This is a genomic window from Flavobacterium sp. NRK1, assembly GCF_024054175.1.
GTDB lineage: Bacteria > Bacteroidota > Bacteroidia > Flavobacteriales > Flavobacteriaceae > Flavobacterium.
Genome location: NZ_JAMXLA010000001.1, coordinates 1,086,818 through 1,113,618 on the forward strand (window position 1 = coordinate 1,086,818; position 26,801 = coordinate 1,113,618).

Below are 26,801 nucleotides of genomic sequence, written 5' to 3' on the forward strand. Positions count from 1 at the left end.
TACATCTCATTTTCCCCGGCACACCACATGAAGTTTAAGAAAAATAAAGCCCGTATTACCATTACAGAGTTTTTTGCCATCAATTTTGATGAGAAGAACCTGTGGGAATATAAAGCGCAGGATACCGACCTGCTTGCCGAGCTTGTAAACATTATCCGCCCGCGAAATCTTAAAACAATACTGTCTATAGATCTGGGCGAACTTTTAAAAGAGCTTAAAGAAAATGAACAGTACCGCATAGGGCTTGCAAAATACCTGAAAGGACTGCTTAAAAACAAAAAATTCAGTAAAATACTTACTGATGCCGGTATTCTTACTGATGCCGACTTTATTTTTGAGGTGAAAAAACGGCTGTTTGCAAAGCTGATACCCGATCAGCCTGAAAAAGATACTTTGGAGTATCTGCTTAATCAGGTGTTTTATGTAAAAACCGATCCGGTATGGATTGCCAAAATACCTCCGCAGCAAATAGAGCAGTTGTTTGAACTGCTTACCTTCAGCCCTATTTATACTACTACCAAAAACGGAAGCCCGCTTGCCGAACTGCTTTTTGCGCTTGAAGTTATTATTCACCGTATTGCAGGCCGTGCGCTGGAAACCGAAGTGATACAAATGGTACCCGAGTATGAAAACCTTGAGAGCCCATTTTTGGCTTACCAGAAAGAATTTGCGCTTATTGCCGAAAAACTGCTTGAAGAACGCCGCAATTTTATAACACCTGATGACCTGGGCTATAAACAGCTTATAATTTTGCACCGCCAGTGTACCGATTATGTAAAAACCGCATTTAAAAACAGTGAAAAATACGGTATATCGCTTAGGGTAAACCAAAGCCTGCTGCGCATAAGGCAGCAGCTTGAGCGCCTAAACACACTTTTACCGCTACTTATTATAAACTCTCCCGAAGAGGCTAAAAAAAATACTATTACACTTGCTAAAGACCTTATTGCTTATAATTGTGATAAGAATAACGTGCGCAAACTTATAAATGAAAGTACCGAACTGATATCATACGAAGTAACCCAGCATACTGCACGCACCGGAGAGCATTATATTACCCGCGACCGTAAAGAATATTTTAAAATGTTCTGGACAGCTTCGGGAGGTGGTTTTATAGTAGCAATATTATGTATTATAAAGGTATTTTTATCTAAAATGGATACCAGCGCCTTTGGCCATGCCTTTTTTTACAGCCTTAATTACTCGCTGGGCTTTATTGCCATTTATGTACTGGGCTTTACGCTTGCTACCAAACAGCCCGCCATGACAGCGTCGGCACTGGTTAGCGCACTGGAGGCCGATAAAAAGAAAACCAATGTGCCTGACGGCGAAAAACACAAAACATTTGCCGAACTCTTTGCAAGGGTATTCCGCTCGCAGTTTATAGCGTTTGTGGGTAACGTAGTAGTTGCCTTCCCCGTTGCTTTGCTTGGTATATGGCTTATAGATATTACTTTTGATTATAACCTGGCGCTTACTAAATGGTACCATCTTATACGCGATCTTAGCCCTATTCACTCGCTGGCTATAGTGCATGCTGCCATTGCTGGCGTATTTTTATTTCTTTCAGGTATTATAGCGGGTGCAGTAGCCAACCGCGATAAGCATCAGCACATTTATTACCGCATACAGGAACATCCTTTGTTAAAACTCAGCTTAGGGCGTGTGCGCACAAAAAAACTGGCTGAATTGTATGAAAAAAAATGGGCAGGCATAATGTCTAACCTTTGGTTTGGTGTATTTATGGGCAGTACGGCATCTATAGGTATATTTTTAGGGCTTGATATAGATATACGCCACATTACGTTTGCCAGCGGCAACCTTGCACTTGGTCTTTATGGTGCCAACTGGAACGTATCAGAAAGTATGCTGTTCTGGGGAATTTTTGGTGTAGGTATTATAGGGCTGGTAAACTTTTCTGTAAGTTTCGGGCTTTCTACAGCACTGGCATTCCGTTCACGCAACATTCCGCTTTCAGAAATGAGGCTTATAGCCCGCTCTATCTGGAAGCATTTTAAGCGCAAACCCATGTCGTTCTTCTTTCCTAATTTCAGGCAGTCCTCACGCTCGTTAAAAAACAATTAGCAGTTATTTGCTAATTTGAGCCAATTCATCTCCTGTTACCATAATATTTTTATACGGATTGTTGGCAAGCCAAAGCATTGCCTTAGCTATACGCTCTGCCTTAATACTTTTAAACTTAGCAGCATTGCCAAACAATAAAGGATTGATCAGCCACATAAATCCTTGTGCCATTTTTTCCATAACGTGGCTTTCCTTTCTGGCTGCAACAATTAATGAAGGCTGCAAAATATGGGTTTTTGCAATACCCTTGCTTAACACTGCATTTTGCATTTCGCCTTTGGTCTTACTGTAAAATATACCGCTCTTTGCATCTGCACCAATGGCAGATATTACTATAAAAGTTTTTATATCACTAGCTTTGGCAAGCTTTGCTGCAGCTACAGGAATGCCATAATCAATTTTATGGTAGGTTTCTTTATCGGGCGTTTTGGCCTTGGTGGTTCCTATACAGCAAAAAACCTCATTGGCAATAAAAGCCTCATTATAGTTTTCAAGCTCAAACAGGTCTATAATATATTCCTTTATTTTAGGGTGTGTTACCTTACTTTTATGCCTGGAGAATAGTATTACGGTGTCATATCGCTCATCGGCAAGCAGTAGTTTAAGCAACTCGCTGCCCACAGCCCCGCTTGCGCCTAAAAGTATTGCAGATTTTTTCATGGTAGTTGGATTTGCTATGGAAGGTACTTAAAAAAACCATTGCAACCATGCTCATTAACAATCTGTTATAGATATTTAAAAAAGATTACAATTAACATATAACACCCTATAAATCGCAATATACTTTTAAGCCTTTTATTTAATTTTACAGCATGGAACTCACTGCCCCATTCCGCAAAATAATTCATGTAGATATGGATGCCTTTTATGCATCTGTAGAACAGCTTGATAACCCCGAACTGCGGGGCAGGGCCGTTGCTGTGGGTGGCGGCGAAAGCAGGGGTGTTGTAGCTGCTGCAAGCTATGAAGCGCGCAAATTTGGAGTGCGGAGTGCTATGAGCGGATTTTTAGCTAAGAAAAAATGTCCGCATCTTATTTTTGTACGCCCAAGGTTTGACCGTTACCGTGAGGTATCCAACAAAATACGCGAAATATTTCTGGATTATACCGACCTGGTAGAACCGCTTTCTCTGGATGAAGCCTACCTTGATGTTACCAATAACAAAAAAGGCAACCCTAGTGCTACCATGATTGCCCGCGAAATACGCCAGCGCATACTGGAAACTACAGGGCTTACTGCTTCGGCAGGCATTTCTATAAATAAATTTATTGCCAAAGTAGCGAGCGACTACAATAAGCCTAACGGACAGAAAACTGTAAACCCTGACGAGGTTTTGGAGTTTTTGGAAAATCTGGCGATTGGCAAATTTTATGGTGTAGGTAAGGTTACCGAAGAAAAAATGTATCAGCTTGGTATTTTTACGGGGGCCGACTTAAAGCAGAAATCGGAAGAATACCTTACAGAACATTTTGGCAAATCGGGAGCCTATTATTATCATGTGGTGCGTGGCATACACAATGGGCAGGTAAAGCCCGACAGGCTTATAAAATCGGTAGGTACAGAGCATACTTTTTTTGAAAACCTGGTATCGGAAGTTTTTATGCTCGAAAAACTGGAAGATATTGCCAACGAACTGGAACGCCGCCTTAAAAAGAAAAAAATAGCCGGTAAAACCGTTACCCTGAAAATTAAATACAGTGATTTTACTGTGCAGACACGGAGTAAGACACTCCCCTATTTTATATCGGACAAAAGCCTGATAATGGAAACCGTAAAAGAACTTTTATATCAGGAAAAACCCAAAGACTCGGTAAGGCTGCTGGGTATTACACTGGGTAACCTAAACACCGAGGAATCAGGTGTTAAAAAGCCTGTGGTAGTACAGCTAAAGTTTGATTTTTAAATATCCCTATTTTCATTCTGCTGCAAATAAAAAAGGCCATCCTGTGCGGATAGCCTTAGTATTATATAGTGCAGGAAATTAATCTCTGCTTGATAGTTTAGCAAACAGCCTTAAAAACTCTACATAAAGCCATACAAGGGTAACCATTAGTCCCATTGCACCAAACCACTCCATGTATTTAGGCAAGCGGCGTTGCGCGCCTTTTTCGATCATATCAAAATCAAGGAAAAGGTTAAGCGCAGCAATTACAATTACAAATACGCTAATACCTATACTTGTCCATGATGAATTGGTTATAGAATCTGCAGGCACAAAACTTGTAAACATAGACAATAGCCATGTTATAACGTAATATGTAGCAAAAGCAAGCGTAGCTGCAATTACTACCGATCTGAATTGTTCTGTAACTTTTACAATTCTAAACCTGTATAATACAAAACATACTACAAAGGTTACAAACGTAGCAGATACAGCCTGTAAAGCTACACCCGGATACATAGTATTAATCACTAACGATATACCACCAATAAATAAACCCTCAAAAAGCGCATAAGCAGGTGCAAGGTAACGCGAAAGCTCCGGTTTAAATGCAGATACAAGTACCGAGATAAAGCCCAGTATTGCTCCTGTTATCATTAACGGGTATGGGTTAGAACCCTGTACTGTCATATACCAAACGGTAAATGCTCCGGTTAACAGCAGCAGTAAAAGTATAAAGCTCTTGTTTACAGCACCGTTAATTGTCATGGTACTGTTATAATCAACAAGCACATTACCTTCGGCATCATGCACCGAAGTACCTTTAGCAAAAGATTTACTGTTTAAAAAAGGATTTTTAGATTTAAATTCCATTACGGTTATGTTTTTTAGTAGTCCAAATATATAAAAATTATTATTGTTCATGCAAAGCACGTGCCATAGTACAGCCAATAAATAATATTGATTACGTGAGTTATTTTGCTATTTCAAGCAAAACTTTTAATTCGCCGTGATGCTTATTGTCGGTTATCTGCATAAAGGCTTTTTTAGAAAGGTCTATATCTTTACCTGCCGAAAACGGCCCTCTGTCGTTTATTACAACTACTACCGATTTGTTGTTTGCAAGATTAGTTACCTTAACCTTAGTACCAAATGGCAGTTTTTTGTGGGCAGCGGTTAGTTTATTGTTGCTGAATTTTTCACCGCTTGCGGTGCGTTTCCCATTAAATTTATCGGCATAATAACAGGCTGTGGCCTTTTTATCGTAAGATGTAAAAGCCCCTTTAGACGACGAACAGCCCACAAGGGCTGTAAGTAGTAATAATAGTATAATGCGTTTCATTATTCTGCCGGATCTATAATTTCTATCTTAACCTTAAAACTGCCTGAGCCTTTTTTAGAAGCAATTTCCATAAATGCCGTTTTGGTAAGGTCTATTTCGAGTTTTTTGCTAAATGGACCGCGATCATTTACTTTAACATCAACAAATTTTCCGTTTTTCTCGTTTGTTACCCTTACCATAGTACCAAAAGGCAGTTTCATGTGGGCAGCAGTATATTTAGAATTATGAAAACGCTCGCCACTGGTTGTTTTTCTGCCGTTAAATTTATCGGCATAATAGGTAGCAAGCACATTTTGTTTGTACAGCGTTAGCTTAGGTTCTGTAGTATTTGCAGAATCTGTAACAGCAACCGCCGCAATTTTTTCAGTTTTTTTAGCAACGGGAACAGTAACTGTAGTACCCGATGTAAAGCCCGTTATTATTAGTAACACTAACGAAACACTAAAAACAATAATACTATTCTTCATAATATATAATTTTCTGTTGTTTAACAAATAACATGCCGTAAGACACCAAAAGCCCAAAAGGGCTTTATTTTGAGGTTAGCTTAACCACTGGCTCCACGGAATTCTGCTTAAAAGCAATATGAGGCCTATGATATAAAAAATGCCTATTTTTTTAAACTTTACACTGCTGTCTGCTGCCCTTTTGTGGGAAGACCAGCCTACTGTAATAAGTATAATGGCTATAAGGTTAATGGTTGGATGTTCAACCACCATTTTACGTAACTCTGCATTCTTCATTACTCCGCCCATACCCAATTGTTTGGCTGTTTCCATATAAGGCGAAACAAAAAGCAGTATTAAACCAAATACAAACTGAAGATGCGTAAAAATAAGTGCAATTAAGGCTATCTGCCTGTCTTTAGACAAAAAAGCTCTTTTAGCCGAAAGGCCTAAAAATGCGTTAGCCGCTGCAAGCAGCAATAATACTAATACGGCAAATGCCCAGTATGAATGCAGGTCAAGTATACCTCTATACATAATTAAGTTTTATTTAGGAAACGCAAATATAACCAATTACCCTATAAATTCTACATTAAAAAATTGGTTAATTATTTGTTAACCCTTTTTTAGAACCTGTCTAAGAAGCAATTACTGCGTTAAACCGCAAAAAGTAAAGCTGTTGCACAGGAAATAGCAGTAATAAAAAAACCTCCTGAAAATTACTCTCCGGAGGCTTTGAAATATAGTAACTCTCTAATTAATTAAACGACACATCATCTATACCTACAACTGTAGAATATATATCATCAGACACATCTGTTGCTATAAAAATTACATAAACCGGCCCGCTTATGCTGCCAAAGTTAATCTGTTTATTAGTCCAGCCTGTAAAGCCGGCGTAGTCATCACCCTGGTCAGGCATTCCCGGAAAGCCGTTACATTGCGTAACATTTTCGCCTATTATGTTTACACTGGTTACAAATTCGGCATGGGCTCCGTTTTGACCTACCACTACAGCCATAAATGAATCGTCAAACTCGCTGCCTACATATTCAAGAAACTCGGCAGAAAGGAAGTTATAATTAAATGTCAGTGATGATACAGTGCTGTCAAACGGCCCCATTATCATTGCACTCGACGTTCCTCCAATAGCATCACCCGAAGAGATTAGCTGGTTGCCCGAAGTAATTGCTGCAAAAGAAGATCCTGCAAAAGGGGACATACAGCCCTGTTCTCCTGTAAGCACATTACCATCTCCTATAAATACAAGTCCGTTAGTCCCGTCTTCAAAACCGCCGTTACCATCAACATCACCTCCCGGTTCCGAGAAAGTTGTATATTGGTATTCAGCCTCATTTACAAGTGGCTGTCCGCCATCATCCTGAATACCGCCCGTAAGTGTTACAATTACTTCTGCATTGTTTTTAAATACTTTTTCCGGTGTAAAAGTAAGTATAGCATACCCGTTAGCTGCCTCATTAACAGAAATCGTTCCTTTAACCTGGCTGCCGTTTACCTTAACTATAAAAGTATCTTCGTTGATTGACGACAGCAGCAGCTTATCGTTAAAAAAGAAAAGTACCGGAGTATAAGCCGGGTATTGCTGCCCTGACACTGAAGGAATTGCCTGCGCTATTTCCAGAGGTTCGGCATCTTCAAAATCGGTAACTGTTGTTACACCTGCGTTTCCGTTATTTACAACAGTATAAAAATCGGTGCTTTCTACAGGTTTGCTGTCATCGTTGTTAGAACAGCCTGCAAATATAAATGCAGCCATAAGGCCCGAAGCATAAATAATTTTTTTCATTGTTTAGATTTTGGTTGGTTATAATGTTTACGTTTAAGTTATCTCTGTACAGATAACTCAATAACAGATAAACTTGTCATTACCCTACCCCGATAATGAATGTATTAAACAAAATTAATTATTCAGAAACCATGAAACCATACCTAACAATGGGGATTTTTACGTTACAAAACTTTCAGCGACTTATCAGACAAGACGAAAGTGACTGTAAAAACAAAACCCCGAAGATTGCTCTTCGGGGCTGTATAAGTTAACCATAAATTAACGACTATTTGCCTAAAAACTTCTCTAATAAGAAGGTGGTAGAGCTATCGTGTGTTTTTATTGTTCCTGTGTTTATTTCGTCAAGAATAGAGTTTGCCAGTTGTTTGCCAAGTTCTACTCCCCATTGGTCATAACTAAAAATATTCCAGATAACACCCTGAACAAATATTTTGTGCTCATATAGAGCTACAAGAGAACCTAAGGTTTCCGGAGTAAGCTTATTTATCAATAAAGTATTGGTTGGCTTATTACCGTTAAATATTTTAAACGGACGCAGGTAATCAGCCTTATCTGCCTTTACACCCTGCTTGTCAAACTCTGCCTGTACCTGTTCTGCCGTTTTACCGTTAAGTAAAGCTTCGGTCTGGGCAAAAAAGTTAGACATCAGCTTATCATGATGATCTTTATTACCATGAAGCGGATGTATATAACCAATAAAATCGGTAGGAATAAGTTTTGTACCCTGATGTATCAACTGGAAGAAAGCATGCTGCGAGTTAGTACCCGGCTCACCCCAAATAATAGTGCCCGTTTGGTAATTTACAGGTTTTCCGTCACGGCCTACACTTTTACCATTACTCTCCATAATACCCTGCTGCAGGTAAGGCGCAAGTTTTTGAAGGTATTGTGTATAAGGTATAAGCGCTTCACTTTCGGCGCCAAAAAAGTTATTGTACCAAATGCTAAGCAATGCCAGTACTACCGGAATATTTTTCTCATGCGGCGCAGTACGGAAATGTTCGTCCATTTCGTGTGCACCTTTCAGCAATTTGTCAAAATTTTCAAAGCCTACAGCCAGTGCAATGGTTAGGCCTACCGCACTCCATAAAGAAAAACGTCCGCCAACCCAGTCCCACATCGGGAAAATATTATCTTCGGCAATACCAAACGCTGTTACTTTTTGTATGTTTGTAGAAACCGCCACAAAATGCTTGGCTACATCTTCCTGTTTAGCATGTTTAAGAAACCATTCCCTAACCGTTTCGGCATTGGTAAGAGTTTCCTGTGTTGTAAAAGTTTTAGATGCAATTACAAACAAAGTAGTTTCAGGATTTAGCCCTTTAAGGCTTTCCATTACATGGTCTCCATCTACATTTGAAATGAAACGCACGTTAAGCTGGTTCTTGTAAAATTTAAGCGATTCTACAACCATAGCAGGGCCAAGGTCGCTGCCGCCAATACCTATATTTACTACATCGGTAAAAGCCTTACCTGTATATCCTTTTTTGTTTTCGCTTATTATGGCATCACAAAACTGCTTCATTTTGTTTTTAACCGAATAGATCTCTGGCATTACATTAACGCCGTCTGCTTTAATATCGGCATTTTGCGGTGCACGAAGTGCAGTATGAAGCACAGCCCTGCCTTCGGTACGGTTTATAGCTTCTCCGCCAAAGTAAGCATCAACTGCACCCTTAAGGTTTACCTGAGTTGCAAGATCCTGCAGCAGCTGTAATGTTTTTTCGTTTATTATATTCTTAGAATAATCTACTGTAAAGTCATTCCACTGAATATTAAATTTTGCTGTCCTGCCTTTATCGGCAGCAAACATATCCTTCATAGATGCGTTTTGCATCTCCGAAAAATGCTGTGTCAGCTCCTGCCAGGCGGCAGTACCGGACGGATTAATGTTTTCTAGTGCCATTGGTAATGTGAATTTATTTTGAGAATTTGATGTTCGATATACTGTCCAGCTCTTTTTTAAGCGGAGCTATATAAGCCATGTAACGCGGCTTGTCTTTTGAATTCATAGGTTCAGAACTTGGCAGTTTTTGCTTTAGGGCATCTACCTGTACACCGTTTTTCCAGAAACGGTAGCACACATGAGGCCCAGTTGCCAGACCAGTACTGCCTACTTTTCCTATAATATCACCTTGAGACACTCTTTGCCCTTTTCTTACCAGTATTTTAGACATGTGCAGGTACTGAGTGCTGTAGGTGCTGTTATGCCTTATTTTAACGTAGTTACCATTACCGGCAGTATATCCGGCGCGCTCTACAACACCATTTGCGGTGCTCATAATAGGTGTTCCGGTAGGTGCGGCATAATCTGTACCGTTATGTGCCTTCCAGCGTCCCTGCACAGGGTGAAAACGCCTTGGGGAAAAACGTGAGCTTATACGGCTAAACTTAAGGGGTGCTTTAAGAAACATGCTTTTAAGCACTTTCCCTTCTTCATCATAATAATCTACCCTGCGGGCGTTAGGATCTTTTTTAAACGGAAAGGCATAAATACGGTTTCCTTTATATTCAAAGTAAGATGATTCTATACTTTCAAGCCCGGCATATTTAGTGCCGTCTATATATTTTTCATTTACGGCAACGGCAAACTTGTCGCCTTTTTGAATTTTAAAGAAGTCAATAGACCATGCATACACCTCGCTCAGCTCATGTGCAAGTGCAGGAGAAGCCCCTGCCTCAGATAAAGTTTCCGATAATGAACCTTCAATTTCAGCACAAATAAGCCTTCGCTTAATGGTTATAGGCCTGGTTTTTTTATACGCCTTTGCTATAGAGTCACGCAGATCTACTACATAGTAGCTGGTAGCATCGGGCTGATAAACAAATAACTGTAGTTTGTTAAGGCTGTCTTTTTGTTTTAGTAAAGTATAGGGCTTGCCTATTCTTATATCCCTAAGCGCAAAAGAATCCCTTATTTTTTCTGTAATTGCATGAATTTGTGCAGCATCATACCCTTCTTTACCTAATATTCCGCCAAAGGTGTCGCCACGCTGTATAGTATCGTGCACTACTTTAAAATTATTCAGCACAAAGCCAAATTCTTTTACAATAGATTCTTTTTTTACAACAGCTTTGTCAGTCTCTCCGGTTTTTTCGTCTTTTTTACACCCAATTAAGGTAAATAATAGTAGTATGAAGCTTAGGTATTTCAAAATTGTGTAGTGTTCTTTTATCGGTTATACATTTTCACCCCAGGTTCTTAACTCTTCTTCAGACCATAACTCAGGGAAAAATATCCTGCGCTGGTACTTAGGGTGCATGTATTTTTTCCAGTCGCTGCCCCCGGTTGCTTCCTGTGGGCCGTCCTGGCTTTCAATGTATTTTTTTGCCGCGTTAAGGTGCCCCATAACCCACGTAACGTTTACCGTATAGTCATAATGGCGCATTGCTTTAACCAGCATTGGGTCTGCCTGGCTTTCGGCAGGCAGTTGTTTAAATTTCTGCCAGATGTTAATAGTATTATACTCTTCCATCCAGCGAAGGAATTCACCTTTATATTTGGCTTCAAATGCTTTTAGCAGATATGATTTTTCACCCGTTTTATGATCTTTCCCCGCTGCCTGCCAATACAGGTGCTCAAGTGCATGCTCATATGGCGTGTTACGGTCGATTGTAGCGCGAAAACGGTAATCTATAAGATTAATAAGATCTGTAGAAGCAAACTCTATAAGCCTGTATTGCGCACTCTGAAATCCGCTTGCAGGAGTAAGCGTATTACGGAATTTCATGTACTGCTCTACTTCCATACCATCGCCCATAATATCAAACGAAGTGGTAAGCATATCAAAGTAGCGGCTTATGCGCATCAGCCTTTCTGTAAAAAACGGCGTAGTTGGTGCTTCATTATGGCAAAGCTGTTCAATTTCCCACAATATCATTTTAAACAACAGCTCGTTAACCTGGTGGTACATAATAAATACCATTTCGTCGGGCAGCGTTGTTCTTTGTATTTGCAGGTTAAGCAGTGCATCTGTTTGTATATAGTCCCAATACGTTATTGGCTTAGACCAAAGCAGGCCTTCAAGATGGGTTTCTGTTTTTTGGTTTATAGCTTTGAACTTCTCTTCAAGCTGTTCAATTTTTTCCTGTATCGGGGTTGTAATCTCCATTGTTACTATTTTGCTTTTACTTTAAGCGTATGTGCTAATCCTTTAAATTCATCAAGGTCTGCCTTAAGCGAACCTACCGCCAGGCTTGCTTTAATTCTGAGCGGAATTTTGTTATCATCATCTGATATCCAAACCGTTAAGCTTTCTTCTTCTTTAAATACACGGCCTGCCAGCACCAGCGGCCTGAATACCATTGCAGAAACGGTTCCAAATTTAGTTCTTAAATCTTCCCTGCCAATAAATTTCAGCTTAAATTTTATTACCTCATCATCAAAAAACATATCCGCGCTTATAGATTCGCCTATATTCATCTTATCTACCTTTGGGTGGTTCCTCAGGTAATAAAATATAGACACCACATCCTGCACATCTTCTGTTACCGATATTGTTTTCTGGCTTTTACGTTTATAGTCTTTTACCAGAACTGTATTGTTGTTCTGGTTAAAAAATCCTTCCTGGTTTTTGGTATATCCGCCTTCGTCTATTTTCCTGACATATTGATAAGGCTTGCCTGTAATTTTGTCAAAATAGCTTTCATAAGTATCATCTACTTTAAAAAAGAACTTCGTCATTCCGGTTGTATAACCGTTTCCTATCACATGATATACTTTTTTGCCCTCTTTTACCGCATCTTTAATCTCCAGGGTTGCATATCCGGCATTTACCACGCCATAATGTATCCTGAATTTAAAATATTCGCCCACATTAAATGAGCTTTGGGAAAAAACATTAAAAGCACTAAAAAACATTAAAAACGCAATCATTTTCTTCATATTAGTTTTTCTTTTTTGGTGTTTAGAGCCAATAAATGCAATTTCTGTTCCAAAAATAAGAAAACAAAAAAACCCAGTCAAACAATGACCGGGTTTTTATGCTATTAACCAACCAAAAAACTATAAATTATGAAAAATTTACCTTGCTAAATCAGAGGTCTATGAATACCTCCTTTTTTGCGAGTGCAAAGGTATATAGTTTCATTGCAAATTTGTTTGTTAAAATTTCACTTTAACACTAATTCTTCAAAAAACAAGCTTTTATGTGGTGTAAAATTATATTATCTGTAAAATTGAGACGTTTTTATAATGTACCTCTCAACTCCTGTTCTCTTTCAATAGACTCAAACAGTGCTTTAAAGTTACCTGCGCCAAAGCCTCTTGCACCCATTCGCTGAATTATCTCATAAAAAAGTGTCGGCCTGTCTTCAACCGGCTTGGTAAATATCTGTAGTAAATACCCCTCTTCGTCGGCATCTACCATTATACCTAATTTCTGTATTTGTTTAATATCTTCCTTAAAGGCATCTTTGTGCACACCAAGCCTGCTTGGCACTGCATCATAATATGCCTGCGGTGGTGCTGAAAGGAATTCTACCCCGCGTGATTTAAGGTCAGATACTGTTTTAATAATATCATCTGTAGCAATAGCAATGTGCTGAACGCCCGGACCTCCGTAAAAATCTAAATATTCCTCGATCTGCGATTTCTTTTTACCTTCAGCCGGCTCGTTGATAGGAAATTTAATTCTACCATTACCGTTGCTCATTACTTTACTCATAAGTGCAGAGTACTCTGTAGTAATCTGCTTATCGTCAAACGAAAGGAAGTTTACAAAGCCCATTACCTCTTCATACCACTTTACCCACGTGTTCATTTCGTTCCAACCTACGTTACCCACCATGTGGTCAACATATTTTAAACCTGTAGGTGCCGGGTTGTAATCGCTTTTCCACTCTTTATAGCCCGGTAAAAACACACCATTGTAGTTTTTACGCTCTACAAACATATGTACAGTTTCACCATAAGTATAAATACCTGCGCGCACTACTTCACCAAACTCATCTGTTTCAATAGTTGGCTCCATAAATACTTTAGCACCACGCTTTGTAGTTTCTTCAAAAGATTTTCTTGCATCTTCTACCCATAGCGCTACTACCTTAACGCCATCACCATGTTTAACAAGGTGGTCGTTAAGCGGAGAATCTGCCGTTAGTGGTGTTGTAAGCACAATTCGTATCTTATCCTGAACCAGCACATAAGACGCTCTGTCTTTTAGTCCTGTTTCAAGTCCGGCATACGCCAGTGACTGGTATCCGAAAGCCGTTTTATAGTAATGAGCCGCCTGTTTAGCGTTACCCACAATAAATTCTACATAATCAGTACCCATTAACGGAAGGAAATCCTGTGCACCTTCAAATATTTTTTCAAGCCCGTATTCTACGCTCTTTATTTCGTTACTCATAGTATTCTGTATTTTGATTCTGTCTTAGCAGAATGATATTAGTTTTTGTTTATTCTTTAAAGAAAATATTTCTTAAACCACCCCGCCTTTCAGGCACCCCTCCAAAAGAGGGGAATCCCAAACCGCAGGGTGCAGGGATTTACTCAACCCACGATTTATAATACTTACCATCGTCTAAGCCCATAGCTGTTTCTGTAACCATAAGCGGACGGAAAGTATCTACCATCACAGCAAGCTCTTCGGTAATGGTCTTACCTATGCTTCGCTCCATAGCACCCGGTGCAGGCCCGTGCGGAATACCCTTAGGGTGTAACGTTATATGGCCCTGTTCTATGTTGTTACGGCTCATAAAGTCGCCATCTACATAATACAGTACCTCATCACTATCTATATTACTGTGATTGTATGGTGCAGGAATTGCCTTAGGGTGATAATCATACAGCCTCGGGCAGAAAGAACATACTACAAATGTAGATGTTTCAAACGTCTGGTGTACCGGAGGCGGTTGGTGTACCCTGCCCGTAATAGGCTCAAAGTTATGAATGCTAAAGCCATACGGAAAGTTATACCCATCCCAGCCCACAACATCAAACGGGTGCGTAGCATATACAAACTCATGCATCATACCCTCTTTTTTGATCTTGATAAGAAAATCGCCTTTCTCATCATGTGTTTCCAGTTCGGTAGGCAGTTTAAAGTCCCTTTCGCAAAACGGCGAATGCTCTAAATGCTGGCCGCTTTGGTTTTTGTAGCGTTTTGGCGTGTAAAACGGCGCTATAGACTCTACATAAAACAAACGGTTATCTTCAGTTTCAAAATCTATCTGGTAGATCATACCACGCGGAATGATAAGGTAATCGCCATATTCAAAAGGTATATTACCCATAAATGTGCGAAGCGTACCTTTTCCTTTATGGATGAAAAGCATTTCGTCGGCATCGGCATTTTTATAAAAATACCCGCGTAACGATTTTTTAGGTGCTGCAAGACCAATAATACAGTCGCGGTTTACCAGCATAGCCTTACGGCTGTCAAGAAAATCGTCTTCAGGCTTTAATTCAAAGCCTTTAAAAAGCAGCGACTTAATATTTTTTTCTATAGCAATTTTAGGCTCAACAGAATAAGAACGTAAAATTTCTTTTACCTGTGTAGGCCTGTGTACATGGTACAGTAATGACGAATGCCCGTGAAAACCCTCTGTACCGAACAATTGTTCGTAATAAAGGCCACCATCCGGCTTCTCAAACTGAGTATGTCGTTTTTGCGGGATGTTACCCACTTTATGATATATAGGCATAATAGAAATGTATTAATTTTTGAATGATTTTACTCCAATGCAAAGCAGCCTCATTCAGGATTTCTCTTGATGAGGAATTTTAAATAGCTAAGCAATCCCTGCCATTGTACATTCATTACACAAATATCGGAAAAATTTAATTTTTAGGCAGTGTTTTTGCGAAAAAATGAATTTTAAGGCATAAGTGTTCAGCATTCAGTCGCAGTAAGCGGCTAAAATGTATCATTTCAATCCTGAGGAACGAAGGATCTAAATCTTATACCAACTTCTTAAGGCGTAACACCATCCCTAAGTGAATACCCTCGTGGTAATTATTAAAAGCAATAGCATCTTCTATAGTGTCGAGCGCAAAGCCAAGTTCGCTTTTACGGGCATTATAAGTTGTAAAAATACCGTTTCGGTAATCTTCCTCCGTTTTTTGAATTGTAGAAAAAATCAGGCTTTTCATTTCCTCAACCTCTGCCTGGGTAGCATCGCGTTCCGGCTTAGTACCACGCATATACAGTTGTGCCATATCCTCGCTTATCTGCAACGGAACACCCCCACCACGATAAACCAGCATTTGCTGTGATACTATTATATGTCCTACATGCCATATAAGGTTATTATTCCACCCATCGGGAATTTTATTAAGCTGATCCAGTGTATAATTCTCCAGTATTTTAGCGTAAAGCGCTCTGCTAGTTTGTGTTATTTTAAATTCTGTTTCCAAAGTAGTTTGTTGTTTTTGTTGGATGCTAAAGTAGAAAATTATTGAATGTACAAGGTTTATTTTAAAATCAAAGTTAATGTAACCACCCCGCCCTGCGGGCACCCCTCCGTAGGAGGGGAATGGCAGACTCTTTACCCGCAGACTTTGAGGTATCTTGTTTACTATTTTCTCACTAAATAAATATACTTACACATTATACTCCATTTCAGCACTAAATTCTAAATTTGCAGCATGAAAGCAATATTTTACCTAAAAACCTGCGATACGTGCAGACGCATAATAAAATCATTACCTAATATAGAGGGGTTTACGCTTCGCGAAATAAAATCGGAACCTATAACCGTAGCCGAATTGGAAGAAATGCACCGCCTTGCCGGAAGCTATGAGGCGCTTTTTAGCCGAAAAGCAACCCTTTATAAAGAACGCGGCATGAAAGATATGACCCTTACCGAAGCCGACTATAAAAACCTTATACTGGAGCATTATACCTTTTTAAGCCGCCCGGTTATTGTAGATGGCAACACTATATTTGTTGGCAACAGCAAAGCCGTAACCGAAGCTGCCATAGCATACCTTAGCTAATGAGCAAACGCACACTGGCTCTTATCGCTGCTACAGTAGTATCTGTAATTTATGGTATAACCTTTACCATTGCCAAAGATGTTATGCCCGCCTACATTAAGCCTTTTGGGTTTATTGTTTTGCGCGTGGGCGGTTCTGCAGCCCTGTTCTGGCTGTGCTCTCTGTTTGTTGGCAAAGAAAAAATTGCCCTTAACGATTTTCCGCGCATAGCAGCCGCAGCTTTTTTTGGCGTGGCTTTTAATATGCTTACTTTTTTTGAAGGGCTTAGCCTTACTTCGCCTATAATGGCATCGGTGCTTATGGTTACTACCCCAATGATAGTATTGGTGCTTTCGGCCATTATCATGAAAGAAAAAATAGTGGGTAAAAAAGCCATAGGCATCCTGTTAGGACTTATAGGTACTATACTCCTTATACTTTACGGCAAAGCCGTTGGCAGTGGCGAAAATGCCCTGTGGGGAAACTTTTTGGTATTTGTAAACGCTGTGTCTTACGGACTTTACCTTATCATTGTAAAAAAGCTTATGGACAAATACAATGCCTTTGCTTTTGTAAAATGGATTTACCTTTTCGGATTTATAATGGTACTGCCATTCGGTTGGCAGCAGCTTAGCGAGGCAATATTGCCTGCCATGCCTGTATCCATCATAGTAAAAGTGGCGTTTGTGGTTTTGTTTTCTACTTTTCTTACCTATTTGCTTAACCTGCTTTCTATGAAACAACTTAAGCCCACAACCGTGGCAGTATTTATATACCTGCAACCGTTTTTTGCAACGGTATTTGCCATAGGATTGGGTAAAGATGAGTTAAGTATAGTAAAAGGTCTTTCGGCACTGCTTATATTTGGCGGTGTGTACCTTGTTACTATGACAAAACCCGGTAAACAATTAAAATAGGTATTTGAAGCAAAAGCGTTCCCGGTAGGGCAAAAATTAAAGGACTTTTATCTTTAGTTTGAAGAAGAAACTACAGCATCCAGTACTAATTTTTTAATATTGTTATAGCTTATATTAGTACCAAAAGTTGCATTTGCATGAAGGTATAAATATGTACCGTCTTTCATTTCTTTTATGCGAATGATATTATCTACGTTTACCAAAGAAAGAATACCTTCTTTATTTGGAATTTCAATAAATCTGCTCATTTTTTATGTATTTATATTAAAGTTGAAATGCTAATATAGTGAAAAAACACCCGTTTTTGACACTTTAAAACCATCTATTTCAATAACAACACTTCAAAATCAGACTGATTTTTATGATAAATCACTTAGTTATAAGGCGAAAGCACTTACCTGTTTTTATCAAAAAAATTATCCAAAAACTTTATTTACAAAAGTCGTAGTCGGCATATTTAGCACATTCTTTACCAGTGGCTATAATACTATGCGACTGCTGTTTTTCACCTTTAAGCACGTCTTTCATAAAGTTTACAACCTGTTGTGGATCTTTATTAAAAAGTTCACCGCTGTATTCATGTCCGCCACCGCAAAAGGTAACCAGCTTCACGCTGCCTTTTAACTTTATTATATGTTCATATATAGAGTGAGAGCCAAACAGCATAAGCCACCCCGGCGTGCCCGGGTCGCAGTAATGGTGTGCCGCAGTGCCGTAAGGCACAGTAACATCGCAACTGCCGTGAAACATCATAACCGGCACAAGGTTTTTAGCAGTAATAAGATTAATATCCATAATAGCACCCGAGCCCGATATTATTCCGGCATACTTAAATCCGGCAGGCAATTTATCGGGGTACATAGACATCATTTCAGGTTTCCAGAAAGCGGCATGCAAAATGGTTTCGGCACCTGCACTGCTGCCCGATATAAATACCTTTTCAGGATCGATGTTATAAACATTCTGATTTTTTAAAAAGTAAATTACAGCCTGCTGCATTTGGTTGGCAGCAATTTGTATGGCTTTAATTTTTTCGGGCAATACTCCGCCACAGCTAAAGTTTTTATCCTTCATGTACAGCGTGTAGCTTATAGATGCTGCTACAAACCCCTCTTCTGACGCTTTTTTTACAACTGCATGATCCCATTTACGATCGCCGCCAGAAAATCCTCCGCCATGCACATGCACCAGCAAAGGCAGTTTTTGGCTGCTTTTGGTTTTTGGTATAAAAACATCCATTTGCAGCTTGAGGCTGTCGTTGGCAAAATAGGTTACGGTTTTAAATTCCTGCGCATGCCCAACTATAAAAGTAATGAGTGCAAGCAGTAGTAATAGCTGTTTTTTCATTTGTAAAGAATAGTGTTTTTACAAACTTAGCAATTTCAGGCAAGTTATACTATCTGTATAAGCGGCAGGAATATGTTAAACTCTGCCCCTTTCCCGGGTTCGCTTTTTGCGGTAATATTGCCCTTGTGGTTTTCAGCTATTCTTTTGCATAGCGCAAGGCCAATACCTGTACCCGGTGTATTATCTAAACGCTTAAACATTTTAAAAACCTGTTCGGCATACTCCTGTTCAAAGCCATAACCATCATCTTTTACAACAATTTTTATAAAAGGAATATCTGTACTAAGCAACGGATTAGCCGCTAGATCATCTTCTGTTGGGTTTTGGGCTATAATACTTATCATGGCATCCATATCGGTAAATTTAATGGCGTTGCTCAACAGGTTAGAAAACAACTGTTGCAACTGAATAGGAATGCCTTTTAAAACAGGCATGGGACTTACAGTGAGATTTACTCTTTTCTGTTCGATAAGGAGTTCAAAATCTTCAATTACATTTTGCAGTAAAATGTTCAGGTTTACCTCTTCAAAAAGCTCGTCTGTTGCAGAAAGCTGCGAATATTTAAGCACATCTTTAATAAGGCTGGTCATTCGTTCGGCACTGGCACTAATTTTATTTATGTATTTTACCAGATATTCTTTATCATCAAGGTCATCCATAAGCATCTCGCTGAAAACCTGTATTTTCCTGAGTGGTTCCTGCAGGTCATGAGAAGCTATATATGCATATTCTTCAAGCTGTTTGTTTCTAAACTCAATATCGTGGCTGTAGCTGCGCAACCTGTCTTCATTAAGTTTTTTTTCGGTAAGGTCGCGGGTAACTTTAGAAAAGCCTATTATTTCGTTATCGCTCCCATGAAGTGCTGTTATAACTATAGAACCCCAAAAGGCAGTGCCATCGCGGCGCATACGCCATCCTTCATGCTCCGCACGCCCGTTAGCTATAGCTTCTTCAATTAATTTTTCGGGCAGTTTTTTTATGCGGTCTTCATGCAGGTAGAACAGCCTGAAATTTTTACCTACTATTTCAGACTCGGTATAGCCTTTTATTTTTTGAGCGCCCCTGTTCCAGTTAAGTATAACGCCCTCTTTATCTAACAGAATTATAGCATAATCCTGTACCTCATCTATCATTTTATGGTAGCGTTCTTCACTTTTTGCAAAAGCACTGCGGCTCTCTTCTATTTTTTTTACAAGTGCCTGCTGCATAGTGGTATCATCAATACGTTTTTGCGTAACATCTATAAGCATGTTCATAACACCTGTATTATTACCATCGGCATCATAAATAAGCGACAAGTGTGGCAATACCTGTGTAATGGTGCCATCGGGCCGTTCAATAATAATTTCATCCAGTATTGGCAGGCTGCCATCTTTAAGTATCTGTTCCAGCGGATTATAGCCCTCAGGGTGCGGATCGCCTGTTTTTGTATATGATTTATAAGCACCGCACCATTTATCTGTACCTGCTTTGGGTTCTCTTCCCCAAAGCTGTGTTGCGGCTTTATTATAAAAAGTAATTGTACCGTTGGTATTACAAACATATAATGCAACCGGTATTGTTTCAATAACAGTTGTATCTAACCCTGTATAACAATAATTATTGTAAACAGGCAGGCCTGCAGGGGCAGGAGTTGTAGTGCGCATGTTTCCTTTTTTGTGGTAAGGTATGGATAATATAAAGGTAATCAAATTATTACACCCGAAAAGAATGTGTTAAAAAAATAATGAAGTATGTTTTATAATTCAGAAGTAAGAAGAAAAGGCAGTTCCTTTTTAGTAAATAAGGTTTTAAGTATAGTGGCAAGAGCCGAAAAGCTACGCGGTTTTACAAGATAATGATTTACCCCCATTTTTTTAAGGTCCTCAATATCCTTATCAAAAGATGATGTTGTATATACAATTACAGGAACGTCTGCCAGGCGGTCAATTTTTTTAAGCTCGGCTACACATTCCCTGCCCGATATCATAGGCATATTAAGATCTACAAAAATATAACCAGGTACAAAATCGCCCTTGCTGGCATGCAAAAGGGCTTCTTTACCGTTTTTTGCCATAGTGCACACAAATTCTGCTTTGGCTTTTTTAAGTGCCAGTGCAAAAATTTCACGATCGTCTTCATCATCATCAATAAGAAAGCAGGAGCGTAAGCTCATAATTTCGGGGGATTTACTGTTTTGATCTACTAAAATCAAGTTGTTACTGACACTAAATTAAAGTAAACAGTATTAACAAGTAAATAAAACAATAATTAATTGAAAAATATCGACGAACGACATCTTTGCAAGGTAAAAATATAAGATAATTTGTACAATCTTCAAATTAAACCGCCTTTGTAAACAGCAGGGCTTCTCCTCTTTTTCCGGTTTCTTTAAATCCGGTATTTTTATAGGCGTCTATCACGGCAGCATCGGTCTTTACAACTTCAGCCCAAATAATATCATGCCTGCGTTGTGCAGCAATTTCCAAAGCGCGCTCAAGTACTTTCTGTGTACCTTCAGGCATTGTAGAAGGAATTGTCTTTTCTATATATAGCGGTTTGCTGCCTGTTGCTTCCGCAGGTATATTGGCAGAAACCAATACAATTAAGGCCAGAGGTTCTTCCTGTCTTTCATCATCTTCACCTGTTATCTTAAAGCTCATCAGCCACTCACGCGTAAAAGAATTGGCTTTGTTTAAAAAGGCAGTAACAGAATGTTCTTTATCTATTTCCTTTTGTTTGGAAACAGTATAATGCTGCTTTGCCATTTCAGACACTTTGTAAGCGTTCTCTTCGTTTGCTACTATAAATTTTGCAATTAAGGTCATGTAGTTGGTTTTGAGATGTTAGTATTGAACTTGCAGTATTGAGAAGTGAGATTTTAGTAATGAGACAACAAATAATAGGCGGTAAACCTTAAACATACTCTCATATCTAAAATCTCAATATTCACTATTCTCACAAAAGTACTAAATTAAAGCAACCATGCCTTGTAGTTTAAGGTTCAAAATTTGCACAGAGGGAACATTAATTCACAATAATGTTATATTTTTTAAGTATTTCATTATACCAACCATCCCTTTCCTTCAGCCATTGATTTTCGCGAAGTTTCGCAACAGCAACAGTTTTATAATCAGCCCTTCCACTTTCCAGAAGAATTTCTATAAAATTGCAAAGAAAGACACCATCATTATTATTTTCCTCATCCTTTACAAATTTTTGTTTTGGAAAAACATTTAAAAGATAATCATCAATCCTGCTTCCATATCGACCGTAGTTATTTTTAAGATACATAAAAGCAAAACTGTTTTTCTTTTCAAAAGCAAGCTCTTCTATTCGGGGTAAAAAATTTTCATCTAAATTATTCTCAAAAACCCAATCGTACATTAACCACCATACAAAGCTATTAGTGTTAAGAATAATATTATTGAGCTGGCTTTCAGGCTGCTCCTCTTCGCTATAAATTTGGAATTTATAAACAATAAAGGCAGTAAAATCAGTACCCATGTTACATCCCATCATGGTCTCCACTGTATCTCCTGATTCAAGTTCTTTTTTAAATAAAGCTGGGATATCACCTATTTTGCGTTGTATAAGTCCCTGTATGGCATACATGCGAAGTGCTGCGTTTTTATTTTTTGCCAAATCAAGCAATTCATTATTGGTAACCAGCTTAATGAGCTTTTCATAACTGATATAAATGGGGCTTTGAATTCCACCAGAACTTATATGTTTACTGTCCACACGGTTCTCTTTTATTATATAATCAATAAGCTGTTCTTTTGTTTGCGCAGATGATATTAGTCCCGTGAATAGTGTTATAATAAGTAATATTGTTTTCATACTAAGAGGGTTGATTACTTTAAAACGCAATACCGAATAATATATTTTCAATAGTCTATCAAAGCAATATTCGCTTTTCAAATTTCCCTACCTTTGATTTTCGCAAATACCCGGCTATGGAAAATAAAACCTTAGAAGATTTTTACGAAAGCACCCCTTATAAAGACACAGGTGCAGGAGGCCCTTTACTACCGGAAGGCATAAGCAAAGAGATAGGCCATTTTAATGTTTTTAAGTCGAGCGAGGTCATTACCCGGTTCAAGCTTAATCAGGCAATGCCCTATAACAGGCGCATGTACTACAAAATAAGCTTTTTAAGCGGGAAGAACCGTGCCGAATATGCTGATAAGGTTATTAATATAGACAAATACGGACTACTGTTTGCTTCGCCAAAAGTACCTTATAATTATGTGCCTCTGGATGAAAAACAGGATGGTATTTTCTGCATTTTTACACCCGAGTTCCTTGCACATACTAAAAGCGCCATTGTGTCCGATGAACTGCCAATTTTTGCACCGGGAGGCTACCCCGTTTTTACGCTTACTGATACTCAGGCAGAGGAGATTAAAATTTTGTTTGAAAAAATGCATAATGAACTGGAAGGCAGCTATACCTACAAGTATGATCTGTTACGGAATTATTTACTGGAACTTATTCATTACGGACAAAAACTACAACCGGAAACAGGGCTGTATGTATCTAACACTTCAGCGTCACGCACAACTTCGTTATTTATAGAACTGCTTGAACGCCAGTACCCTATTACATCTCCTGTTCACAAACCCATGCTAAGAACGGCTAAAGATTATGCAGAACGACTCTCAGTACACGTTAACCATTTAAACAAGGTACTAAAAGAACAAACCGGCAAAACTACCACAGAGCTGATACAGAGCAGAATAGTGCAGGAAGCTAAGATACTTCTTAAACAAACGGACTGGAATATAAGCGAAATAGCGTATTCGCTTGGTTTTGAAGAGGTAGCACATTTTTCCAACTTCTTTAAAAAGAATACAACATTGTCTCCTATCCATTTCAGAAATTAAAGGACAATTTGATTTTTGCAAACTATAGATTGTTTTTTGCAAACCTCATCATGCTTTTGTGAAGGAACTTTGTACCAATAAAAAAGTATATAAAATGAAACTTACAAACAGCAAAATTTTAATAACCGGCGGTGCAAGCGGTATCGGACTCGGACTTGCAAAACGATTTTTACAGGAAGGCAATATAGTTATTATTTGCGGAAGGCGCGAAGCCCTGCTTAATGAAGTGGCTGCAGAAAATCAGGGTATTATTACCAAAGTAACCGACCTGAGTACAGAACAAGGGCGCACGGAGTTATACAACTGGATTTCAGAAAACCATGCCGACCTTGATGCTTTGGTAAATAATGCCGGTATTCAAAACTGGATGGATTTGGAAGACCCGCAGTTTTTAGAGCGTGCACGTATGGAAATTGTTACTAATATAGAGGCTCCTCTTCATCTTACAGCACTATTTTCGCAACTGCCATCGTTAAAAGCCATTATAAATGTTACATCGGGGCTGGCTTTTGTACCTGCTGTAAAAATTCCGGTGTATAGTGCCACTAAGGCGTTCTTCCATTCATTTACACAATCTTCACGTCATTTGCTTAAAGCAAAAGGGATAGAAGTAATAGAGCTTATACCACCCGCATTAAACACCGATCTGGGCGGAGCAGGCATACACGATTTTGCACCTCCCGTAAGCGGATTTATAGACAGCGTTTTTGAACAGCTTAAAGAAGGTAAAACCGAAATTGCTTACGACAAGAGTGTTGCCATGATGACTTCGGGACCGGATGGGCTAAAAACTATTTTTGATATGCTTAATCCTTCTGAATAAACAAACGAAAATCCCCGCCAATGGCGGGGATTTTCGTTTTATAATTTAATGAAGCTCTGAAAGCTTTGCTTTGTAGTCTCATAGTAAGACTTATTAAAATCCGGTTCAAGATATTTATCAAATGACTGGGCAATAAAGCGTACTTTATCTTTATATAATTTTATATACACTACTAATTCTTCCATACCAAATTTATCATCCTTACTTATAAATTTAGACAAATCCTGAGCTATTGTTTTTATGCTTGAGTTAGCGCTAAGATAAGGCATGGTATTACTGTAAATAGTTTTTATTTTTATTACATGGTTTTTATCTGCCTCAAGGTTTTTTAGTTTTTCAAGTTCACTTGTATTAAAAACATAATAGATAAGGCTGTTTTGAGGAATCCATCCTTTATTTATAGATTCATACTTATAATATCCGTCTTTATATTTTTTTATAAGCATTGTGTAGGTAGAATCGTTGATTTTTACATCACGTAGTTCAAGATAGATAAAATTTTCATTATTCTCACCAAGCCCATAATGTTCATGATCTATTAATATTTTTTCACTTCCTGAAAAATTTACAGGTATCCTGTTTTTTCTTGAAAGCCATTCACCGGAATCATTCTGAAGCCACCCTGTAGCTTCTGCTATACGGCCTTTAGCTGTAGGACTTATCACAGGCAATGCAGCATTTACACGCTCTTGTGCTGAAATAAAATTAACCATTAAGGCAATTGCTGTAACAAATAATACTTTTTTCATATTTGGTTTTTTGATTTTTTGCGCAAATATATAATTTTACAGTTAACGAAAAAGACTACAACAAAGAATCCCCGCCATAGGCGGGGATTTCTTATATATAAGTTACAATTTACTCTTTTATAAACTTAAGATTAGTACTGTTATTACCGGTAGTAATAGTTAAAAAGTACATACCCTGTGGCAGATGCTGTACATCTATCTTCGTAGTATTCCCTTTTTGGTTAAATACCGTTTTACCGGACATATCTGTTATTGTAATATTTTCAACATTCAAAGTATCGGCATTTGCAAGGTTTAAAATACCCGATGTTGGGTTAGGATAAACGGAAAGTGCTGTTAAGGTATTGTCATTAAGGCTTGCTGTAACAGCGCATGTATCAACAACTGTTGGATTTACAACTGTATCTTCCTCAATATTGAAACCTAATTGATCATACCAGTTTGAACCCCATGTTAATAAAGTCCCGTCTGCTTTAAGTGCAACTGAAAATGAACCTCCGCCAACATATTCGCTCCAAAGTGTTTCCGAAGCTATAATAGTGGGTGTACCAAGATATTCCGTTTCAACATGCCCATTAGCACCATCTATATTAGATCCCCATGTCCATAAAGATCCGTCTTCTTTTATAGCACCACAAAAATAATTCATTCCCAAATCAATATATTCCCAATCTGCATCGCTTCCAACCTGAACAGGAATATTTGTCTGATAAGCAGTTGTTACACCACTACCCAAAGAGCCTCCGGTATTTTCGCCCCAGGTCCATAATGTTCCATCCTCTTTTATAGCGGCTGTCATTACGTTATTTGCTCTAACTATTTTCCAGTCACTATCTGTTCCGGCCTGTACCGGTGTATAAACGTCTATAGTATTACCCTGACCTAACTCTCCATGATAGTTAAGACCCCATGTCCATAAAGTACCATCGGTTTTTATTGCTGCTGTATGATTGTGACCTACATCTACATATTTCCAGTTTGTATCAGTACCCATTTGTGTTGGTACAGTTATAAAAAGAGTAGTAACATCGCCACCCTCTTCTTCTATTATCAAACTTTCACCTGTATTAACAAAGCCCCAGGTCCATAAAGTCCCGTCAGCTTTAATTGCCGCACTGCCAAGGCCGGCTCCTGCACAAATAAAAGTCCAGTCATTATCAGTACCTATCTGCAATGGTTCTGTAACAGGGTTTATAGAATATTCACCATTACCCACCTGTCCCGAATCATTTCTTCCCCATGCCCATAATGTTCCGTCAGTTTTAAGTGCTACCGTGTGAGAGTTCCCCACACTTATTGCTGCCCAGTTATTATCTGTACCTATCTGAACAGGAGCATCAACAACCTCCGGTTGATTACCTAAAGGATTGCTCATATTGCTTCCCCATCCCCAAAGTGTTCCGTCTTCTTTTATTGCAACGGTACAAAATCCTCCTGAAGCAATTGTTTTCCAGCATTGTCCATCTGTCCTTACAGGATCATCTCCTCTTTTTTGTCCCTGCGCCTGCCACATAAAGCCCGTAGCAAGCAATAATAGTAGAATTTTTTTCATATAGTTGGTGGTTTTAGTTTTATGATAACGATTTATAGTAATGAAAATTGTTTAAATGT

The 26,801-nt window shown here is 38.8% G+C and carries 27 protein-coding genes; 6 read left to right on the top strand and 21 right to left on the bottom strand.

Translation table 11 applies throughout. The features are described from left to right. The first annotated feature begins 27 nt into the window (after positions 1 to 27). Positions 28 to 2,085, top strand: coding sequence for a site-specific recombinase (locus NHE85_RS05130; protein ID WP_252810300.1), 2,058 nt, complete (start codon positions 28 to 30; stop codon positions 2,083 to 2,085). Positions 2,086 to 2,088: 3 nt separating this feature from the next. Here the strand turns inward: NHE85_RS05130 and NHE85_RS05135 are convergent, their stop codons facing one another. Continuing rightward, entirely contained in the window at positions 2,089 to 2,745 is a 657-nt protein-coding gene (locus NHE85_RS05135) for an NAD(P)H-binding protein (RefSeq protein WP_252810302.1), read from the bottom strand. A gap of 152 nt (positions 2,746 to 2,897) precedes the next feature. Here NHE85_RS05135 and dinB point away from each other — a divergent pair, with 152 nt between their 5' ends. After that, a complete protein-coding gene (gene dinB, locus NHE85_RS05140) occupies positions 2,898 to 3,989 on the top strand; it encodes a DNA polymerase IV (RefSeq protein WP_252810303.1) in 1,092 nt (363 codons plus the stop codon). A 78-nt stretch (positions 3,990 to 4,067) separates the two neighbouring features. Here the strand turns inward: dinB and NHE85_RS05145 are convergent, their stop codons facing one another. The 12 genes from NHE85_RS05145 to NHE85_RS05200 form a co-directional block, all read right to left on the bottom strand. Further along, positions 4,068 to 4,841: a Bax inhibitor-1/YccA family protein gene (locus NHE85_RS05145; protein WP_252810305.1), complete on the bottom strand. Its 774-nt coding sequence runs from the start codon at positions 4,839 to 4,841 to the stop codon at positions 4,068 to 4,070. Positions 4,842 to 4,941: 100 nt separating this feature from the next. Then, positions 4,942 to 5,310: a septal ring lytic transglycosylase RlpA family protein gene (locus NHE85_RS05150; protein ID WP_252810307.1), complete on the bottom strand. Its 369-nt coding sequence runs from the start codon at positions 5,308 to 5,310 to the stop codon at positions 4,942 to 4,944. Beyond that, entirely contained in the window at positions 5,310 to 5,777 is a 468-nt protein-coding gene (locus tag NHE85_RS05155) for a septal ring lytic transglycosylase RlpA family protein (protein ID WP_252810309.1), read from the bottom strand. Before NHE85_RS05155 ends, NHE85_RS05150 begins: the two co-directional genes overlap by 1 nt. Positions 5,778 to 5,852: 75 nt before the next feature. Continuing rightward, positions 5,853 to 6,293, bottom strand: a complete 441-nt coding sequence (locus NHE85_RS05160) for a hypothetical protein (RefSeq protein WP_252810311.1) — start codon at positions 6,291 to 6,293, stop codon at positions 5,853 to 5,855. Positions 6,294 to 6,513: 220 nt separating this feature from the next. Further along, positions 6,514 to 7,563 carry an Ig-like domain-containing protein gene (locus tag NHE85_RS05165; RefSeq protein ID WP_252810313.1) on the bottom strand — a complete coding sequence of 350 codons (1,050 nt, stop codon included), beginning with the start codon at positions 7,561 to 7,563 and terminating at the stop codon, positions 6,514 to 6,516. A gap of 268 nt (positions 7,564 to 7,831) precedes the next feature. Next, a complete protein-coding gene (gene pgi / locus NHE85_RS05170; RefSeq protein ID WP_252810315.1) occupies positions 7,832 to 9,472 on the bottom strand; it encodes a glucose-6-phosphate isomerase in 1,641 nt (546 codons plus the stop codon). A gap of 13 nt (positions 9,473 to 9,485) precedes the next feature. Next, positions 9,486 to 10,721: a peptidoglycan DD-metalloendopeptidase family protein gene (locus NHE85_RS05175; protein ID WP_252810317.1), complete on the bottom strand. Its 1,236-nt coding sequence runs from the start codon at positions 10,719 to 10,721 to the stop codon at positions 9,486 to 9,488. A 24-nt stretch (positions 10,722 to 10,745) separates the two neighbouring features. Further along, complete coding sequence (locus NHE85_RS05180) at positions 10,746 to 11,678, bottom strand: tryptophan 2,3-dioxygenase family protein (protein ID WP_252810318.1); 933 nt, start codon at positions 11,676 to 11,678, stop codon at positions 10,746 to 10,748. A gap of 5 nt (positions 11,679 to 11,683) precedes the next feature. Continuing rightward, positions 11,684 to 12,451 (bottom strand): DUF3108 domain-containing protein, encoded by a 768-nt coding sequence (locus NHE85_RS05185; protein WP_252810320.1) that lies wholly within the window; start codon positions 12,449 to 12,451, stop codon positions 11,684 to 11,686. 304 nt (positions 12,452 to 12,755) lie between these two features. Beyond that, entirely contained in the window at positions 12,756 to 13,916 is a 1,161-nt protein-coding gene (hppD, locus tag NHE85_RS05190) for a 4-hydroxyphenylpyruvate dioxygenase (RefSeq protein ID WP_252810322.1), read from the bottom strand. 139 nt (positions 13,917 to 14,055) lie between these two features. Continuing rightward, positions 14,056 to 15,213 carry a homogentisate 1,2-dioxygenase gene (locus tag NHE85_RS05195; RefSeq protein WP_252810324.1) on the bottom strand — a complete coding sequence of 386 codons (1,158 nt, stop codon included), beginning with the start codon at positions 15,211 to 15,213 and terminating at the stop codon, positions 14,056 to 14,058. Between the two features lie 256 nt (positions 15,214 to 15,469). Beyond that, positions 15,470 to 15,925 carry a DinB family protein gene (locus tag NHE85_RS05200; protein WP_252810327.1) on the bottom strand — a complete coding sequence of 152 codons (456 nt, stop codon included), beginning with the start codon at positions 15,923 to 15,925 and terminating at the stop codon, positions 15,470 to 15,472. 231 nt (positions 15,926 to 16,156) lie between these two features. On the opposite strand from NHE85_RS05200, the gene NHE85_RS05205 reads away from it, so the two are divergent. Together NHE85_RS05205 and NHE85_RS05210 are read left to right on the top strand one after the other, a co-directional pair. Next, on the top strand, positions 16,157 to 16,507 hold the full coding sequence (locus NHE85_RS05205) for an arsenate reductase family protein (RefSeq protein WP_252810329.1): 351 nt from the start codon (positions 16,157 to 16,159) through the stop codon (positions 16,505 to 16,507). Continuing rightward, complete coding sequence (locus tag NHE85_RS05210; protein ID WP_252810331.1) at positions 16,507 to 17,403, top strand: DMT family transporter; 897 nt, start codon at positions 16,507 to 16,509, stop codon at positions 17,401 to 17,403. The genes NHE85_RS05205 and NHE85_RS05210 overlap by 1 nt, the downstream gene beginning before the upstream one ends. A 53-nt stretch (positions 17,404 to 17,456) precedes the next feature. On the opposite strand, the gene NHE85_RS05215 is transcribed toward NHE85_RS05210, so the two are convergent. From NHE85_RS05215 to NHE85_RS05240, 6 genes are all read right to left on the bottom strand, one after another. Beyond that, a complete protein-coding gene (locus NHE85_RS05215) occupies positions 17,457 to 17,651 on the bottom strand; it encodes a hypothetical protein (RefSeq protein ID WP_252810333.1) in 195 nt (64 codons plus the stop codon). Positions 17,652 to 17,832: 181 nt separating this feature from the next. Continuing rightward, entirely contained in the window at positions 17,833 to 18,750 is a 918-nt protein-coding gene (locus tag NHE85_RS05220) for an alpha/beta hydrolase (RefSeq protein WP_252810334.1), read from the bottom strand. A 44-nt stretch (positions 18,751 to 18,794) separates the two neighbouring features. Continuing rightward, positions 18,795 to 20,396, bottom strand: coding sequence for a PAS domain-containing sensor histidine kinase (locus NHE85_RS05225; protein WP_252810336.1), 1,602 nt, complete (start codon positions 20,394 to 20,396; stop codon positions 18,795 to 18,797). Positions 20,397 to 20,488: 92 nt separating this feature from the next. Further along, positions 20,489 to 20,905: a response regulator gene (locus tag NHE85_RS05230; RefSeq protein WP_252810338.1), complete on the bottom strand. Its 417-nt coding sequence runs from the start codon at positions 20,903 to 20,905 to the stop codon at positions 20,489 to 20,491. Between the two features lie 166 nt (positions 20,906 to 21,071). Next, complete coding sequence (locus NHE85_RS05235) at positions 21,072 to 21,557, bottom strand: hypothetical protein (RefSeq protein WP_252810340.1); 486 nt, start codon at positions 21,555 to 21,557, stop codon at positions 21,072 to 21,074. A gap of 199 nt (positions 21,558 to 21,756) precedes the next feature. After that, positions 21,757 to 22,572 (bottom strand): hypothetical protein, encoded by an 816-nt coding sequence (locus NHE85_RS05240; protein WP_252810342.1) that lies wholly within the window; start codon positions 22,570 to 22,572, stop codon positions 21,757 to 21,759. Between the two features lie 116 nt (positions 22,573 to 22,688). Between NHE85_RS05240 and NHE85_RS05245 the strand changes: the two genes are divergently transcribed. Further along, entirely contained in the window at positions 22,689 to 23,618 is a 930-nt protein-coding gene (locus tag NHE85_RS05245; RefSeq protein WP_252810344.1) for an AraC family transcriptional regulator, read from the top strand. A gap of 94 nt (positions 23,619 to 23,712) precedes the next feature. Beyond that, a complete protein-coding gene (locus NHE85_RS05250; RefSeq protein ID WP_252810346.1) occupies positions 23,713 to 24,441 on the top strand; it encodes an SDR family oxidoreductase in 729 nt (242 codons plus the stop codon). A 38-nt stretch (positions 24,442 to 24,479) separates the two neighbouring features. Here the strand turns inward: NHE85_RS05250 and NHE85_RS05255 are convergent, their stop codons facing one another. Continuing rightward, positions 24,480 to 25,190: a hypothetical protein gene (locus tag NHE85_RS05255; protein WP_252810348.1), complete on the bottom strand. Its 711-nt coding sequence runs from the start codon at positions 25,188 to 25,190 to the stop codon at positions 24,480 to 24,482. Positions 25,191 to 25,299: 109 nt separating this feature from the next. After that, a complete protein-coding gene (locus NHE85_RS05260; protein ID WP_252810350.1) occupies positions 25,300 to 26,742 on the bottom strand; it encodes a T9SS type A sorting domain-containing protein in 1,443 nt (480 codons plus the stop codon). Positions 26,743 to 26,801 lie beyond the last annotated feature (59 nt).

Coding starts and splice junctions, on each gene's coding strand:
- NHE85_RS05180 (WP_252810318.1), bottom strand. CDS start 11,678: ATGGAGATTACAACCCCGATACAGGAAAAAATTGAACAGCTTGAAGAG.
- NHE85_RS05205 (WP_252810329.1), top strand. CDS start 16,157: ATGAAAGCAATATTTTACCTAAAAACCTGCGATACGTGCAGACGCATA.
- pgi (WP_252810315.1), bottom strand. CDS start 9,472: ATGGCACTAGAAAACATTAATCCGTCCGGTACTGCCGCCTGGCAGGAG.
- NHE85_RS05240 (WP_252810342.1), bottom strand. CDS start 22,572: ATGAAAACAATATTACTTATTATAACACTATTCACGGGACTAATATCA.
- NHE85_RS05225 (WP_252810336.1), bottom strand. CDS start 20,396: ATGCGCACTACAACTCCTGCCCCTGCAGGCCTGCCTGTTTACAATAAT.
- NHE85_RS05235 (WP_252810340.1), bottom strand. CDS start 21,557: ATGACCTTAATTGCAAAATTTATAGTAGCAAACGAAGAGAACGCTTAC.
- NHE85_RS05220 (WP_252810334.1), bottom strand. CDS start 18,750: ATGAAAAAACAGCTATTACTACTGCTTGCACTCATTACTTTTATAGTT.
- NHE85_RS05160 (WP_252810311.1), bottom strand. CDS start 6,293: ATGTATAGAGGTATACTTGACCTGCATTCATACTGGGCATTTGCCGTA.
- NHE85_RS05260 (WP_252810350.1), bottom strand. CDS start 26,742: ATGAAAAAAATTCTACTATTATTGCTTGCTACGGGCTTTATGTGGCAG.
- dinB (WP_252810303.1), top strand. CDS start 2,898: ATGGAACTCACTGCCCCATTCCGCAAAATAATTCATGTAGATATGGAT.
- NHE85_RS05185 (WP_252810320.1), bottom strand. CDS start 12,451: ATGAAGAAAATGATTGCGTTTTTAATGTTTTTTAGTGCTTTTAATGTT.
- NHE85_RS05165 (WP_252810313.1), bottom strand. CDS start 7,563: ATGAAAAAAATTATTTATGCTTCGGGCCTTATGGCTGCATTTATATTT.
- NHE85_RS05145 (WP_252810305.1), bottom strand. CDS start 4,841: ATGGAATTTAAATCTAAAAATCCTTTTTTAAACAGTAAATCTTTTGCT.
- NHE85_RS05135 (WP_252810302.1), bottom strand. CDS start 2,745: ATGAAAAAATCTGCAATACTTTTAGGCGCAAGCGGGGCTGTGGGCAGC.
- NHE85_RS05215 (WP_252810333.1), bottom strand. CDS start 17,651: ATGAGCAGATTTATTGAAATTCCAAATAAAGAAGGTATTCTTTCTTTG.
- NHE85_RS05130 (WP_252810300.1), top strand. CDS start 28: ATGAAGTTTAAGAAAAATAAAGCCCGTATTACCATTACAGAGTTTTTT.
- NHE85_RS05155 (WP_252810309.1), bottom strand. CDS start 5,777: ATGAAGAATAGTATTATTGTTTTTAGTGTTTCGTTAGTGTTACTAATA.
- NHE85_RS05210 (WP_252810331.1), top strand. CDS start 16,507: ATGAGCAAACGCACACTGGCTCTTATCGCTGCTACAGTAGTATCTGTA.
- NHE85_RS05255 (WP_252810348.1), bottom strand. CDS start 25,190: ATGAAAAAAGTATTATTTGTTACAGCAATTGCCTTAATGGTTAATTTT.
- hppD (WP_252810322.1), bottom strand. CDS start 13,916: ATGAGTAACGAAATAAAGAGCGTAGAATACGGGCTTGAAAAAATATTT.
- NHE85_RS05250 (WP_252810346.1), top strand. CDS start 23,713: ATGAAACTTACAAACAGCAAAATTTTAATAACCGGCGGTGCAAGCGGT.
- NHE85_RS05195 (WP_252810324.1), bottom strand. CDS start 15,213: ATGCCTATATATCATAAAGTGGGTAACATCCCGCAAAAACGACATACT.
- NHE85_RS05245 (WP_252810344.1), top strand. CDS start 22,689: ATGGAAAATAAAACCTTAGAAGATTTTTACGAAAGCACCCCTTATAAA.
- NHE85_RS05230 (WP_252810338.1), bottom strand. CDS start 20,905: ATGAGCTTACGCTCCTGCTTTCTTATTGATGATGATGAAGACGATCGT.
- NHE85_RS05150 (WP_252810307.1), bottom strand. CDS start 5,310: ATGAAACGCATTATACTATTATTACTACTTACAGCCCTTGTGGGCTGT.